The organism is Streptomyces sp. NRRL S-37, from assembly GCF_000721605.1.
Taxonomy (GTDB): Bacteria; Actinomycetota; Actinomycetes; order Streptomycetales; family Streptomycetaceae; genus Streptomyces.
This window is the reverse complement of sequence record NZ_JOIZ01000037.1, coordinates 23193-38063: the sequence shown is the minus strand read 5'-3', so window position 1 is coordinate 38063 and position 14871 is coordinate 23193. Positions and strand designations below refer to the sequence as shown.

Below are 14871 nucleotides of genomic sequence, written 5' to 3'. Positions count from 1 at the left end.
TACAACACCAGGCGGCTACACAGCGTGTGCGGCTTCAAGAGCCCGATCGACTACGAACGCGAGTACCGAGCCACCCTCGCCGAGGGACTGGCCGCATAGGTCGTCTCCCCGCTGCGAGGGGATTGACATCCTGCGACTCCTCGAAGCCGGACACGCGCTCGCTGAAGCGGACGCCTTCGCCCACCGCTTCCCTTCCTGGCGCACCGCACCGGCGGAGGCCAAAGGGGCGTTCGCCGCCGCCAACGCTGCGGCGTGGCAGGAGATCGCCCGCGCCGATGCCTCACGGTGGAAGACTGCCATGGCCGACCACGCGGTAGCTTTCCGCGTTCACCTGCACAGCTTGCCCGGCAACAGATAGCTTCACGGCAGCAGTGGGCCCTCGGCGACGGTGAGGACGGCTTGTCCGGCGATGCCGAGCGTCAGAGAGAGAACGGCAGCAAAGTGAGCTGTGGCGACGGGCCAGCGGCCCAATCCCGCGGGGGTGTCGGTGGGTGACCTGTCGGTGGTGAGGAACAGCGGGCCGAGCCAGCGCAGGTAGTAGAAGAGCGAGGCGACGGTGTTGGCGACCGCCAGGGCGGCGAGCCAGGTGTAGCCGCCGTCAATGGTGGCGCTGAAAATCTCCAGCTTGCCGAGGAAGACGCCGGTGGGCGGCGTGCCGACCAGGCCCAGCAGACAGACGACGAGCACGGCCGCGAGGCCGGGGTGGCAGCGGGCGAGGCCACGGTAGTCGTCGAGGGTACGGGCCTGCGGGAGTGTCGTGACGACGGCGAAGGCGCCGAGGTTGGTGACGGCGTAGGCGGCCAGGTAGAGCAGCAGGCTCCGCTGGGCGAGGTCGCTGCGGGTAGTGACGGCCAACGCCATCAGGAGGTACCCGACCTGGCTGATCGTGGAGTAGGCGAGCAGGCGTTTGACCGAGGTCTGGAAGAACGCCGCGAGGTTCCCCAAGGTCATGGTGACCGCGGCAAGGATCGCGATCAGTAGCGACCAGTTGACGTCGCTGTCGGCGAGTGCCTGGTGCAGCAGTCGGTAACCGGCGATCAGACCGCCGACTTTGGGCAGCGTGGTGACGTACGCGGCGACGGGTGCCGGAGCTCCGTCGGTGACGTCGGGCACCCAGAAGTGGGCCGGTGCTCCGCCGATCTTGAAGAGCAGGCCGGCCAGGACACCGACGAGTCCGACGGCGACGAGCCCGTAGGGGGCGGAAGGCAGGGTCGTGGCGAGCTTGCCGTAATGGGTGGCGTGGCCGGCGGCGTACAGGAGCGCGGTGCCGGCGAGCATGGTGATGCCCAGCAGGGCGCCCATCAGGTAGTACTTCAGGGCCGCTTCGGTGCCGGGTGCGTCCTTCGCGAAACCGGCGAGTGCGTAGGCAGGAACGCTGGCCAGCAGGTAGGCGGCGAACAGCATCAGCAGGTCGTTCGCGCCGACGAGGGCGAGGGTGCCCGCGCCGGTCATCAGGAGCAGTACCCAGTACTCGGTCTCGCGTGCGTGGTTCCTCACGGTTTCCACGGACATGCCGATGATCAGGAGCAGGGCGGTGAGGACGATGAGCCGGCCGACGTCCGTCGCGGTGTCGACGGCGAACGCGGCGGAGAAGACCGTCTGTTCCCGGTCCGTGACCATGGTGACAGCGGTGGCCACCAGTCCCGTCGCACAAGCGACGGCTGCGAGGGCGGCGACGATCCACTGGCGGCGCCGGGGTAGCCAGGAGCCGACGAGAAGGCCGATGACGGCGGCGCCGAGGAGGGCGAGTTCGGGGACGAGTGCGGCCAGGTTCTCGTTCACCGTGCCACCAGGCCGGTCAGGGTGCGCCCGGCCGGCTCGATGACGTCCAGCAGCCAGCGCGGTGCGACACCGATCACCAGGGCGACCGCCAGCAGCGGCACCGTGGACAGCGCCTCGGTGGTTCTGAGGTCCCGGATGCCGCCGGCGGGAATGGTCTCGGGCAGGCGCGCGGGGCCGAGGAACATGCGCCGCAGCGCGATCAGGAAGAGGGCCGCGGTGATCAGGATGCCGGTCACGGAGAGGGCGGTGGCGACGGCCTGGGAGGCCAGGCTGCCGGTGAAGATCTGGAATTCGGCGATGAAGCCGGAGAAGCCGGGAATGCCGAGACTGGCGAACGCGGCGACAGCGGTGACTGCCGCGAACCGCGGGGTGTGGGCGGCCAGGCCGGAGTAGGCGTCCATCTCGTACGTCCGGCCTCGGTCGTAGAGCACGCCGCTGAGCAGGAACAGGGCTCCGGTGATCAGGCCGTGGCTGACCATCTGGGTGACCGCTCCGGTCACCGCGAGGGAGCGGGCCTGGGCGTCGGTGCCGGCGAGCGTCCCGGCGGCGCCGACCGCGAGGACGATGTAGCCCATGTGGTTGACCGAGGTGTAGGCGATCATGCGTTTGAAGTCCGTCTGCGCCAACGCCACCAGGGCCCCGTAGACGACGGACACGGCGCCGACGACCACGACGACGAGGGCGTAGTGGCGCCAGCTGCCGGGCAGCAACGGCATGGCGATGCGTACGAAACCGTAGGTGCCCATCTTCAGCAGGACTCCGGCGAGGATCGCCGAGCCGGCGGCCGGTGCGTCGGTATGCGCGGGCGGCAGCCAGGTGTGGAACGGCACGGTCGGGGTCTTGACCGCCAGTCCTACCCCGATGGCCAGGAGTACCAGACCGGCGTACAACCCGTGTCCGGCCAGTGGGTTGACGCGAGTGAGGTCGACGATGTCGAAGGTGTGCGGTTCGGCTGCCAGGTAGAGCCCGATGAAGCCCAGCAGGAGGGCGAGGGAGCCGATGAAGGTGTAGAGGAAGAACCTCAGCGCCGCGGCGCGGGCGCGTTCGCCGTGTCCCCAGCCCGCGATGACGAAGAACATGCCGACGATGGAGAGGTCGAAGAAGACGAAGAAGAGGATGAGGTCGAGGGCGACGAACAGGCCGATGCTGACGGACTGCAGGAAAAGGAAGAGGCAGGCGTAGGAGCGCACCCGCCGCTTCTCGCGCAAGGAGTGGACGGCGACGGCCAGGAAGAGCAGGCAGGTCAGGGCGACCAGGGGGAGGGACAGGCCGTCGACTCCCAGGTGGTAGCCGACGCCGGCACTCGGGATCCAGCGCGCCCGCTGCTCGTACTGCATCCCGCCACGGGTGTCGTAGCCGACCCACAGGGCGATGACCAAGGCCAGGTCGGCGGCGGACGTGACGATCCACAGCCAGACGTACGACCGGTCGGCAAGCGTGCGCGGCAGGAGCGACAGCACCGCGCACGCCAGCAGCGGCAGGAACGTGACGACGCTCAGCACAGGGGTTACCTCACCAACAGGATGATCAGGACGAGCACGAGGAAGCCGACGACGGCCTGGGCGTAGTACTGATGCAGCAGCCCGGTCTGCGGGCGGCGGGCCCAACGGCCCAGGCGCCGCGCACTCGCGGCGACCGCGCGGACGGCGCCGTCGATTCCGCCGTCGTCCAGGCGGCGCGCGAGCCGGGCCGTCGCCAGGCCGCCGCGGGCGGTCTGCCGTACGGCGCCGTCGACGACGCGGTCGTCGAAGGCGGCCAGCGTCCGGGCCAGGCCCAGCACCGGACGCGCCACGACGGTCCGCGTGGTCTGCTCCAGGTACAGCCAACCGTGAGCCGCACGTACGGCGGCGCGCGGTACGGGCGCCGGGCGGGACGCGCACCACCAGGCCAGGCCGGCGGCGGCGAACGCCACACCGGCGGACAGCCCGGGCTCCCACGGCGCGGGGGACGGCTCGCCCCGGGCGCCGACCAGCCCCTTCAGCCAGGACGCCGGTCCCGGCAGGGCCAGCACTCCCAGCACCGCCGCGGCAAGGGTGAGGGCGAGGAGGGGAGCCGATGCCGTACGGGCGACGCCGCGGGTGCCGCGCTGCTCGGTGTCGTATCCGGCCTGCGGACTCTCCGGGAGGGGACGGGTGACGTACCAGACGGCCTTGATGCTGTAGACGGCAGCGACGGCGGCTGCCGCGAGGCCCACCGCGTACGGCCCGGTTCCCCCGGTGCGGGCGGCGGCGAGGACCTCGTCCTTGGCCGCCCACAGGGACAGGGGCGGCAGCCCGGCCAGAGTGAGCGCGCCGACGGTGAAGGCCGCACCGACCAGCCGGTGCGCGCGGGCCGCCCCGCGCAGCGCCGGGAGTTGTTTGGTGCCCAGCGCCGTCAGCCACGCCCCGGCGGCGAGGAACAGACCCGACTTGGTGGCGGCGTGTGCGACCAGTTGCGTGGTGCCCGCGGCGACGCCGCCGCTGCCCGCGGCCAGCACCATGAAGCCGATCTGAGCGGAGGTGGAGGCCGCGAGGAGCTGTTTGAGGTCGGTCTGGGCGACCGCGACCAGGCCCAGGGCCAGGGCGGTGACCGCGCCGGCCCAGGCGACCACCGGACCGGCCCATTCCGTGGTGTCCAGCAGCGGGACCAGCCGCAGCAGCAGGTAGGCGCCGGCGGCGACCATGGTCGCCGAGTGGAGCAGTGCGGACACCGGGCTCGGTCCCTGCATGGCACGCGAAAGCCAGAAGGAGAAAGGAAGTTGTGCGGATTTCCCCAGGGCGGCGACGACGATGCCCGCGGATACGACGTGCAGCCACGGCGACGCGGCGTGCGACAGGGCGTCCAGGCGCAGGGAGCCGACCCCGCCGGCCACGGCGGCGCCGGCCGCCAGGTACAGGCCGAGGTCGGCGGCGCGGGTGGTGAGGAACGCGACGTCGGCGGCTTCCGCACGTTCGGGTCGCTGCCACCAGTAGCCGATCAGGGCCCAGCTGGCGGCGCCCATCACCTCCCAGGCCATCAGCAGGAGCGGCAGGGTGGTCGCGGTGACGGTCACGAGCATGGCACCGGCGAAGAGCAGCATCAGCCCGAAGAACCGCCCCCGGTTCTCGCCGGCGGCGAACTCTCCCGTCGCGAAGACCAGGACGGCGAGGGTGACCGCGGCGACGGTCACCACCATCACCGCGGACAGGCCGTCCACCGCCAGCCCCGCCTCCATCCCGGCGAACAGCGGCGCGCTGGCGGCCGGCCGGGTCACCGCGGCCGCGATCGCGGCACCGAGCGTGACCGCGGCGACCGTAGCAGCGATACCAGGGACCAGTCGGTTGCGGCGAGGTCCCGTCAAGGCGAGCACCGCTCCCGCCCCGAGGGGGAGAGCGATCAGCAGCCAGAGCACCGCGCTCATCCCTTCAGGTCCTCGGCCATGTCGGTCATGTCGACCTGCCGGGCGCGGTAGATCGCGGTGGTGACGGCGAAGCCCATGGCCATCTCCACGGCCATCGCCACCACAGCCGCCACGATCACCACCTGGCCACTGCCGGCAGCGGGAGCGAGGAAGTACCAGAAGTCGGCGGCGGCGACGATGACCCCGCCGATCATCAGCTCGACGCCCATCATGATCATCACGATGGACTGCTGAGAGAGGGCACCGTACAGGCCGGTGGAGAACAGGCCGGCGGCGAGGACCAGGAGGAGTTCGAACGTCATCGGCCCACTCCCCCGCCGGCCGGGTCGTTCGCGGGCCGCTGGTCGAGGTCGTCGCCGAAGCGGTCGTACCGTCCGCGGTGGGTGGCGAGGACGGTGGCGCCCACCATGGTGGCCAGGAGAACGAATCCAAGAGTGACCATGGTGAGCATCTGGTCGCCCATCAACGACATGCCGACCTGGAACGTGGTGTCCCTGGGCCGCCCTCCCGTGCGATCGGGCCACGGAACCAGGAAGATCCCGGCGACCAGAGCGGCGAACACGAGACCGCTGACGACCAGTGAGCCGCGTTTGTTGTGGAGCATCGACATCGGCATCAGACCGGCCGGGTTCATCATGTACGCGATCATGAACACCGCCATGATCACCATCTCCATGACCATCATCAGCACGATCACCACGCCGAGATACGGCAGCCGCAGCACGGTCACGACCCCGCCGACGCACACCAGGGAGCCCAGGAGTGCGAAGGTGACCCGGGCCATGGAATTCAGGGTGAACACCAGGACCCCGCCGACGAGGGCGAGCACGCCCAGTACCCACAGCAGCACCATGCCCGTCGTGTCCATGCCGCGCTCCTTTCCTAGAGGCTGAGATCGGCCAAGGCCGGGACCAGGGTCTGAAGGACGGACAGGGGGAGGAGCACCACCCAGGCCAGTTCCACGTACCGGTCGGCGCGGACCGTGGGCAGCCGCCGCAGCAGCCAGATCAGCACCGCCAGTACGAGCAGCGTCTTGACCAGTGACCACGCCCATGGCGGCAGCCCCGGCCCGGCGCCACCGCCCAGGAACAGCGGCACCGCCATCGCCGCCCCCGCCGCCAGCCACAGCCACCGTCCGGCCTCCAGCAGCAGCCGGTCCACCCCGCTCGTCTCCCCCAGTACGCCCTCGGCGACATCGCGTCCGGCCGGATACGCGAACGGGCCCAGAAAGCTGAAGGCCAGTACGCCCGCCAGGTAGACGAGGAAGGCGAACGGCATCCACACCGCGTACCACAGGCCGTGCTGGGCGCCGGCGATGTCGGTCACCCGCAGGGACTGGGCGCCCGTGGCCGCCGAGATCAGCGCGAACATCAGCGGCAGCTCGTAGGCCAGGCCCTGGGCGAGAAAGCGGTAGCCGCCGACCAAGGAGAACGCGGCGTTCGGGCCCCAGCCGGCCAGCCACAGCCCGGCCCAGGTCAGCACCTCCATGGCGTTGAACCACACCACTCCGACCGACAGGTCGGCGACAACGTGGTCACCGAAGGGGATGACCAGCGTGGACAGCACCGCGGCCACTGGCACGGTGATCACGCCCGCCCGCCACAGCAACCGGTCCGACGCCGGCAACCGCCGGGGCTGCGCCAACACCGCACGCGGTACGGCGAGAAGCGGCCGAACGACGGTGCTGACGGTGATCGGGCGGCCGGCGTTCCGGGCGTCCAGTACCGCGTCGGCTGACACTGCTGCCACCGCGAAGCCGAGCAGCATCGCCGGAGCGACCAGCAGCGCCCACCACGTCCCCGTCTCAGCCACCGGCCGCCTCCAGCCGGCCGACGGCCAATTCGTCCGGGTCCGGGTCGAGGCTGGCGACGACGAGACGGGCCGCGCCCAACTCGGCTCCCACCAGCAGGTGGGGAAGCAGCGTCGCCAGGGCGGCCGACGGCGGGTGTTCGGCGTCCCACCGTCCGCGCGGGCTCTCCTGCGCCACCGGATCGAGGCGGGCAGTTGCGTTCATCCGCCGTACGTCGACCACGACATCGGCGAGCCACTGCCGGTAGCGGGCCGGTACGTCTCCGCCTGCCGCCCGTACGGCGGGACCGGTGACGTCGGCGGCTCGGGCGTCGGCCGCGCTGAGCGGACCGATGCCTCGCGTCAGCCAGTACAGGGTCCGTGACCGACCGACCCGCCGGGCGAAGCGCTCCACGCGTGGCAGGACCGCGGAGGCGGGCGCCCCGTCCAGCAGATCGTCGCGCAGTCGCCGGGCCGTCACCGCCTCGGCGGGCCAGCCCGCCACCGACAGCAGTCGGCCCAGACTGTCCAGGTGCGCCGCCGCGCGCAGCCGGGCGGCCTCCCCCAGGCCCACCGGCTCACCCGTGGCGGCTCGGATCCACGGCCGGCTCCAGAAGGGGTCGCCCGGCCTGCCGACCGCCGGCTCGTCGAGGTCGGCCCGTTGGATGACGTCGCCCTGAAGCATCACACGGAGGGTCAGCCCGGCGGGCCAGTCGGCCAGAAACGGGCCCAATGCCACGTGCAGGCGGTCCAGCGTCAGACCGTCGCGGTCCTCCCCCGGCTCGGCCATGGCCAGTCCGCCCGGCATCTCCATGTCGCCATGACCGTGACCGGGGTGTCCGTGATCGGGATGACCGGCGTGGTCGTGCTCGCCTTCCTCGTCACCCGTGACGCCGCGAACGTCGTGCTCTCCCTCTGTGTGCTCCTCCCGATGGGCCCGCGCGGGTTCTCCGTCCGGCCCTCCCGCTGACCCGGGCTCAGCGGATCCGTGCCCGTTCATCCCCACGCCGCGGTCGGTCTCGCCGGGCTCTCCGCCCGGTGCACCGAGCCGGGTGCGACCAGCGTCGAGAACCGGCGCCACTTCGTCCGCCGTCACCGCCCGCACGCGCACACATGGCCGGGGCATGTCCTGCCACAGCCTGTCCAGCGCCGGGCCGAGCCGGGAGCAGTCCGGACCTGCCACCAGCATCAAGTCGGCTCCAGCCGGGGTCGACGCCGACGGCCAGTCTCGCCACCGCAGTTGTTCCTCGGCGGCCAGCCGCACCGGCGTGCCGCCCGGCATCGTCACCAGCAGGACGCGTGGCCGCCGGGCCGCCGCGCGGGTCAGTACGGCGGTCAGGCCCACCGCAGCGCTCCTTCCCGCCATGCGTAGACCACGCCGGTGAGCAGGACGGCAAGGAAGACGAACATCTCGATCACCGCGCTGGGCCCCATCGCGGAGATCACCAGCGTCCACGGGTACATGAAGACCATCTCCATGTCGAAGGCGAGGAAGAGCATCGTCACCGTGTACCAGCGCACGTGGAAACGGCTGACCGCGTGTTCCGCCGGCTCCAGTCCCGACCCGAACGGCTGCGCGGGCAGCGGATCGGAGGAGATCCGCAGCGCCCAGGCCGCTCCGTACGCTCCGGCCACCGCCAGGAGAGCCAGGCCCAGCAAGGACAGTGCGGCAGTGAAGCCGCTCACCGGATGCCACCACCCGGGAGGCCCGTCTCACGCCCCGTCACCCTCGCGCCGGGACGTCCGTTGGCGGGCGCTCTCCCGCACGCACTCCGCGTCGTACACATCTGCCGCTCCGTTCCCGCCCGTGCCGGAAGCGTGGGGGTACCCCGGGGAGGCATACGCAGTCCCGAAGGGCACGAGCCGCAACGAGGCGCAGACCCGGAAACGGCAGTCGGCGCGCCCAGTCACCCGGCGTCGAGTGCTACAGCCACGGTGCCCGACGCGCGCACACCCCGCGAGGTGACCGAGTCCATCGGTGCCCCCCGGGTGTGCCGGCGCGTCACGCGGGGGCAAGCGGCGCCTCTGTCCGCGCGATCAAGCGCCCGCTACGTTCCAGGGCGGCGACGGACGCCGCGCAGGCAAGTCCGGTCGCGGCCAGGGAACACCACGTCAGCCAGAAGGCGTCCGCGCGTGCGGCGAAGTCCCACAAGACTCCGGTGACGAGGTTGCCGAGGCCCGAAACGGTGTTGTACAGCCCGTAGTGGGTTGCCACGAGCCGGTTGCCAGAGAGCGTGACGACGGTGACCGGATGACCGTAGGTCGCGCCGGCGAGAGCCAGGCCGAGACCGAGCGTGCCGGAGGAGGACTCGACGATGCGAGCGCCGGGCAGGAGCTGTCCGCGCTCGCGGGCGGCTCGCACCATGTGCAGTGCGGTGCGGTCCTTGATGCCGCCCGGGTTGTGGCCCTCGATCTTGGCCCAGAAACCGCGCCCCGGGGTGGTGAAGGGAGCTCCGATGTGGAGGACGGGTGTGTTGCCGACCAGGCCGGCGGGAGTGTGCGTCGGGCGCTTGGCCTCGGGGAGCGTCTGCGTCGGCGCAGCCAGGACAGACGTGCAGGTCAGGTGTTTCATGGCGTGGTTCTCCGGCGGCCGGTGCCGTGAACAGCGACAGGCCGCGTGTAGAGGGAGGTGGAGGTGATCGACTGGCGGGCCGCAGCCGGGCGAAGGGCCGCGGGACTTGGTCGATCAGGTCCGCCACACGCCGAGACGGGACCGCGTATGCCCCGTGGACGAGCTACCTGACCGGCGAGCCGATGGGTGCTCGTCGGCCCGTGGGGCCGACGGCTGGGTGCCGGGGTGTTCAACGCGGAGGACATGGAGGGCTGGGCCGTCGGCGAGGGGAATGTCGCGCGAGGGCTGCACCGTGGGTTCGTCCAGATCACAGCACTGCGGCTGGTGATCATGCGTCGGCGCGCTCTGCAGCAGAGCGGTCTCAGCGTCGGCCGGTTCCGGTGCGTGCCCACGGAACGCTCCTGCGCTGTGAGCTGTTTCTGCCCGTGCCATCCCGGTCGTGGCCGGTCCATGCGCGCAGGCCAGCAGGTGCACCAGCACAGCAAGCAGCACGACCAGCGGCGCCGCGGTGCGCGCCACGGGCCGAGTGCACGGCAGTACCGACCGGACAGACATCAATACGGACTGTAACGACTTGTGCGCGTTCGGTCGTTGCATGCCGACCGGCCACACTGAGGTCCTGGTGACGCGCTCTCCAGGTCGGGCGCGGCTGGGACGTCCGCATATGCGGCTCAAGGCGGCCTCGGCTTCAGGGCACATACGAGTGCGGCCGATCACCGGATCGGGTGAGTCCCCTCGCCACCTGGGCGAGTGGCGTGCCCGGAGACGTCGGTGGGGCAGCCCCGATCGCGTCGTCACACCTGCGCTTCCACGAGGGGCCCGTACGATGGGTGCCGTGACCAGGAGCCCCCGATCAAGCAGCCGCCCTGCCGGGCGGCTGTTCGTGCTGCTGGTGATGGCGGTGCTGGCCGGCGTGCTGGGCATGCACGGCCTCGCCCCCGGGGCGACGCCGGCTGCGCAGAAGGGCGCAGACCACGAGATGGTGATGGCCGCGGCGGACGGCGTTCCGCACGCGGACGGGGGATGTACGCACACGGGTGGCGGGTCGAGCCATCTCGATCACGCCGACGGGACATGTGCGGCTGCCGGCACGGGTTCGGCGTACACGCCGCCCGCTCTGACCGGCGCCCTGCTGGACGCGCCGCCCGCCCCTGTGCCCGCTGCGACGTTCTCCGGGTCGCCGCATGACGGCCGGGCCCCACCCGATCTTTCCGAGCTGCAACTCCTGCGGATATAGAGCGGCCCGCCCGGTACCCCTGTAGCCGGTGTCTTCCGGTGACGGGTGCCGTGCTTTCGCACGCCCTGACATCTCTTCCCACCGCGCGCCGCGAACGGCGCGCCAAGGAGTTGCACCACCATGATCCGCAAGCGTTCCCTCGTCCGCCGTACCGCCGCCGTTGCTGCCGCGGGTGCGGCAGCGCTCGTCCTGGCCGCCTGCGGCGGCAACGGCGACGGCGACAGCCCGGCCGGACACAACGGCCACAACGCCACCACCTCCTCGTCCGCCCCGGCGTCGGCATCGGCGTCGCGGGGGCAGCACAACGCCGCCGACGTCGCCTTCGCGAAGGGGATGATCCCCCACCACCGCCAGGCCATCGAAATGGCCGACCTCGCGCCCGACCGCGCGCAGTCGGCCGAGGTGAAGAAGCTCGCCGCGGACATCAAGAAGGCCCAGGACCCGGAGATCAAAACGCTCTCCGGGTGGCTGACCTCCTGGGGCGAGGAAGTGCCCGCCGAGGGTGCCATGGACCACTCCATGCATGACATGGGCGGGATGATGACGGCCGAGGAGATGACCGAGCTCGAGAACTCCTCGGGCAAGGCGTTCGACACCGCCTTCCTGGAAATGATGATCAAGCATCACGAGGGCGCGGTCGACATGGCGAAGACCGAGCAGGCCGACGGCACCTACGGACCGGCCACCAAGATGGCCGGCGAGATCATCAGCTCGCAGAGCGCGGAGATCGAGCAGATGAACGGACTGCTCGGCAAGGGCTGATCGCTCAAGTCGGTGCGGGGCGGACGCCGAGGCGTCCGCCCCGCACCGGCCCACCCACCCTCACGCCCTTCTCCCCGCCTGGACCTCACACCGTGATTCGCATACCGCGGCACCGTTCGCGTGCCTTGATCCTGCTCGCGGCCACCGGCCTGCTCCTCGCCTCCTGTTCCGCCACCGACACCACCGGCACCGGCGGAGACGGGGCCGCTCCCGACCCGGGGACCGGCCACCTGCACGGCCTGGGCGTCGACCCGGCCGACGGCACGGTCTACGCCGCCGGCCACCACGGCGTCTTCCGCCTGGAGGGCAGTACTGCGACCCGGGTGGCCGACCGCTATCAGGACACGATGGGCTTCACCGTCACCGGCCCGTCCACATTCTTGGCCAGCGGTCACCCCGGCCCTGCCGAATCCGGCACTCGGCCCGCCCATCTGGGTCTGATCCGCAGCACGGACGCCGGCCGCACCTGGCAGACCGTCTCCGCCGAAGGCGACGCCGACTTCCACGCGTTGGAAGAGGCCGGTGATTCGCTGTACGGATTCGACAGCCTGAGCGAGAGGATGTGGGCCAGCACCGATGAGGGCCGCACCTGGGCCAAGCGCGCGAAGGTGGCGGCGCTCGATCTCGCCTCCCACCCGGGCAGCGCGGCCACCGTGTGGGCAGCCACCGGCACGGGCCTGGCCCGCAGTGATGACGGCGCGCGGACCTTCCGACCCGTCTCGTCGGCGCCCGGACTGGTCGCGGTGGAGGAGCCGGAACCCGGCAGGCTGCTGGCGCTCACGGCCGACGGCCGCCTCGTCGCCAGTCGCGACGGGCGGACGTGGACGGAGCAGGGCCGCTTGCCTACGGGCGGGGAGGGCAGGGTGCTGACCGCGGTGACCGCGCAGCGTCTGTTGGCGGCGGACAGTGCCGATGCCGTCTACGAGTCCGTCGACGGCGGGCGCACGTGGAAGCACCTCCAGCGCCCGACAGCGAGTTCGGATCATCCCTAGCTAGATACCCCTAGGGGGTATATGGTTTCCGTGGTGGGGCCGTCAGGAGCCTTGCGGGACGTCGAACGGGGATGAAGGTCATGGAGCACAGCACGCACCACTCCGGAACCTCACACGACCACGCCGCCCATGCGGGCGGCCACGGCGAACACGAGGGGCACGGCGGGCATCACGACGGTCAGGCGCACGGCACCACGTGGGCGACGGCCATGCGGGCGACCCTCCACTGCCTCACCGGGTGCGCCGTCGGCGAGATCCTCGGCATGGCCATCGGCACCGCGCTGATGTGGGGCAACGCGCCGACCATGGTGCTGGCCATCGCCCTGGCCTTCGTCTTCGGCTACTCCTTCACCCTCTTCGCGGTAGTGCGGGCCGGGGTGTCCCTGAAGGCCGCGGTGAAGGTGGCGCTGGCCGCCGACACCGTCTCCATCGCGGTGATGGAGCTGGTCGACAACGGGATCATCGCCCTCGTACCGGGCGCGATGGACGCGCACCTGTCGGACGGGCTGTTCTGGTACGCGCTGCTCGGCGGCTTCGCCGTGGCGTTCGTGATCACCACGCCGGTCAACAAGTGGATGATCGGCCGCGGCAAGGGCCACGCCGTCGTCCACGCCTACCACTGACCCGCACCACCACAACGCCGGGTGGCCCCCCAGAAAACCTGGGGGCCGCCCGGCGTTGTGCAGCCGAAGTCACCCCAGGCTCGCGAGCACGTCGTTGCACGCCCGCTCCGCAGCGCCAGCAGGCTTCGGCGCAGACGCGGCAGTGCTGGTGCATGTCCGCGTGGGCGGCGCACTCGTCGGCGCACGTCTCCGGCGAGGCAGGCCCGGCTTCTGGGGGCGGGACAGGGGTCAGTGCACGTGCGGTCCGCCCGTCATCCGGGGCTTGCCCCGCGGCACGAGCGGCAGGGCCACGACTGCGGTCACCGCGGCCGCTGCCGCGCACAGCGTGAACGCGTCGGTGAATCCGCCGGCGGATCCCCGTTCGAAGCCGGAGGCCGCGACGGTGGAGACGACTGCCACGCCGATCGAGCCGCCGACTTCGTGAAAGGTGTTGACCACACCGGACGCCAGCCCGGCCTCTCGGTGCTCGACCATGGCGAGCGCCGTGGTGGTCGCGGTGACGAACACCGCGCCCAGACCGAGGGCGGCGACGACGAAGCCCGGCAGCAGCACGGCGTACACGCTGTCCGTGTTCGAGAGCCGGGCCAGCGACACGGTTCCGGCGGCGGTGATGGCCATGCCGCCGCCGGCCGTCGCACGGCTGCCGATCCTGCCGACCAGGCGGGAGCCCAGGTGTGCGCCGACACCGGTGGCGACGGCTACGGGCAGGAAGACCAGTCCGGTCCTCAGCGGGCTGAAGCCGCGCAGGTGCTGGAGGTACACCGACCCGAGGAAGAAGTAGGCGATCAGCAGCGCCGTGGCCATGAGCATGAGAAACGCCCCGGCGAGGACGGGCCGCCGGGTGAACATGCGCAGGTCCATCAGCGGAGCACGACTTCTTCGCTCGACGGCGGTGAACAGTGCGTAGGCCGCCAGGGCGCCGGCCAGCGGGAACAGGGTGGACGGGCTCCCCCAGCCCGAGTCTCCCGCCTCCACCAGACCGTAGATCAGCGCGCCGGTTCCGGCAGTGACCAGCAGGGCCCCCGGAAGGTCGAGCCGGGCCGGTTGCGGGGCACGGGCCGCCACGACGCCAGGGAGGGCGGCCAGGACGACGAGTCCCACGGGCACGTTGACATAGAAGACCCATGGCCAGCCCGGTCCGTCGGTGAGCGCCCCGCCGAGCAGGACACCGGCGGCGGCGCCGGACCCTCCGATGGCCGCCCATGCACCGAGGGCCTTGGCGCGTTCGGGACCGTGGAAAGTGGTCGTCACGAGGGACAGTGCGGCGGGAGACAGCAGTGCCGCGCCGACCCCCTGGGCGATGCGCCCGCCCAGCAGGACCGCTGCGTTGCCCGCCAGGCCGCAGACCAGCGAGGCAACCGTGAACAGGGCCAGTCCGACCAGCAGGGTCCGACGGGCGCCCAGCACGTCCGCGAGGCGCCCGCCGAGCAGCATGAGACCGCCGAAGCAGAGGGTGTACGCGGTGACGACCCAGGTCAGTGACTCACGGCCGAGGCCGAGGTCCGCGGCCATGTCGGGCAGCGCCACGTTCACGACGGTGACGTCGAGGATCAGCATGAACTGCGCCAGGCAGAGGAGAGCCAGAGCGACCCACCTGTGTGGATGGGCGTGGGGGTCGGCGTGGCCCGGTGGGTGCGGTGGGTGCGAAGCGCCGACGGTCGGGTGCGTCATTTTGAGTCCTTGGATGAGGCCCGATGGATAAGGCCCGACGGATGAGGCCCGGGCGGCGGAGGACG

General features: G+C 71.4%; 14 protein-coding genes and 1 pseudogene. 5 read left to right on the top strand and 10 right to left on the bottom strand.

The window, feature by feature from the left end; translation table 11 throughout:
• Positions 1-360: 360 nt before the first annotated feature.
• The 7 genes from IH50_RS0135125 to IH50_RS42975 are packed head-to-tail and all read right to left on the bottom strand — an operon-like array spanning position 361 to position 7763.
• Positions 361-1782 carry an NADH-quinone oxidoreductase subunit N gene (locus IH50_RS0135125; RefSeq protein WP_030871967.1) on the bottom strand — a complete coding sequence of 474 codons (1422 nt, stop codon included), beginning with the start codon at positions 1780-1782 and terminating at the stop codon, positions 361-363.
• Positions 1779-3284, bottom strand: a complete 1506-nt coding sequence (locus IH50_RS0135120; RefSeq protein ID WP_030871965.1) for a complex I subunit 4 family protein — start codon at positions 3282-3284, stop codon at positions 1779-1781. The genes IH50_RS0135125 and IH50_RS0135120 overlap by 4 nt, the downstream gene beginning before the upstream one ends.
• 5 nt (positions 3285-3289) lie before the next feature.
• On the bottom strand, positions 3290-5161 hold the full coding sequence (locus tag IH50_RS0135115) for an NADH-quinone oxidoreductase subunit L (protein WP_030871963.1): 1872 nt from the start codon (positions 5159-5161) through the stop codon (positions 3290-3292).
• The gene (locus IH50_RS0135110; RefSeq protein WP_030871961.1) at positions 5158-5463 is read right to left on the bottom strand and encodes an NADH-quinone oxidoreductase subunit NuoK; all 306 of its coding nucleotides are present in this window, start codon (positions 5461-5463) and stop codon (positions 5158-5160) included. The genes IH50_RS0135115 and IH50_RS0135110 overlap by 4 nt, the downstream gene beginning before the upstream one ends.
• Positions 5460-6029: an NADH-quinone oxidoreductase subunit J gene (locus tag IH50_RS0135105; RefSeq protein ID WP_030871959.1), complete on the bottom strand. Its 570-nt coding sequence runs from the start codon at positions 6027-6029 to the stop codon at positions 5460-5462. The genes IH50_RS0135110 and IH50_RS0135105 overlap by 4 nt, the downstream gene beginning before the upstream one ends.
• Positions 6030-6043: 14 nt before the next feature.
• Positions 6044-6973 carry an NADH-quinone oxidoreductase subunit H gene (locus tag IH50_RS0135100; RefSeq protein WP_030871958.1) on the bottom strand — a complete coding sequence of 310 codons (930 nt, stop codon included), beginning with the start codon at positions 6971-6973 and terminating at the stop codon, positions 6044-6046.
• Positions 6966-7763 (bottom strand): hypothetical protein, encoded by a 798-nt coding sequence (locus tag IH50_RS42975; protein WP_051767576.1) that lies wholly within the window; start codon positions 7761-7763, stop codon positions 6966-6968. Before IH50_RS42975 ends, IH50_RS0135100 begins: the two co-directional genes overlap by 8 nt.
• A gap of 6 nt (positions 7764-7769) precedes the next feature.
• Here IH50_RS42975 and IH50_RS42970 point away from each other — a divergent pair, with 6 nt between their 5' ends.
• Entirely contained in the window at positions 7770-7919 is a 150-nt protein-coding gene (locus IH50_RS42970) for a hypothetical protein (RefSeq protein WP_224301118.1), read from the top strand.
• 365 nt (positions 7920-8284) lie between these two features.
• Here the strand turns inward: IH50_RS42970 and IH50_RS0135090 are convergent, their stop codons facing one another.
• Together IH50_RS0135090 and IH50_RS43380 are read right to left on the bottom strand one after the other, a co-directional pair.
• Entirely contained in the window at positions 8285-8635 is a 351-nt protein-coding gene (locus IH50_RS0135090; protein WP_030871951.1) for an NADH-quinone oxidoreductase subunit A, read from the bottom strand.
• Between the two features lie 538 nt (positions 8636-9173).
• Positions 9174-9521 (bottom strand): annotated as a pseudogene (locus IH50_RS43380) (pyridoxal-phosphate dependent enzyme); the annotation flags it as partial.
• Positions 9522-10356: 835 nt separating this feature from the next.
• On the opposite strand from IH50_RS43380, the gene IH50_RS0135080 reads away from it, so the two are divergent.
• The 4 genes from IH50_RS0135080 (at position 10357) to IH50_RS0135065 (ending at position 13135) form a co-directional block, all read left to right on the top strand.
• Entirely contained in the window at positions 10357-10758 is a 402-nt protein-coding gene (locus IH50_RS0135080; RefSeq protein WP_030871945.1) for a DUF6153 family protein, read from the top strand.
• Positions 10759-10878: 120 nt separating this feature from the next.
• Positions 10879-11520 carry a DUF305 domain-containing protein gene (locus tag IH50_RS0135075; RefSeq protein WP_030871943.1) on the top strand — a complete coding sequence of 214 codons (642 nt, stop codon included), beginning with the start codon at positions 10879-10881 and terminating at the stop codon, positions 11518-11520.
• Positions 11521-11645: 125 nt separating this feature from the next.
• Positions 11646-12512 carry a F510_1955 family glycosylhydrolase gene (locus tag IH50_RS0135070; RefSeq protein WP_030871940.1) on the top strand — a complete coding sequence of 289 codons (867 nt, stop codon included), beginning with the start codon at positions 11646-11648 and terminating at the stop codon, positions 12510-12512.
• 80 nt (positions 12513-12592) lie between these two features.
• Positions 12593-13135, top strand: coding sequence for a DUF4396 domain-containing protein (locus IH50_RS0135065; protein ID WP_030871937.1), 543 nt, complete (start codon positions 12593-12595; stop codon positions 13133-13135).
• 228 nt (positions 13136-13363) lie between these two features.
• Here IH50_RS0135065 and IH50_RS0135060 read toward each other — a convergent pair whose 3' ends face one another.
• Positions 13364-14806, bottom strand: coding sequence for an MFS transporter (locus tag IH50_RS0135060; RefSeq protein ID WP_030871934.1), 1443 nt, complete (start codon positions 14804-14806; stop codon positions 13364-13366).
• Positions 14807-14871 lie beyond the last annotated feature (65 nt).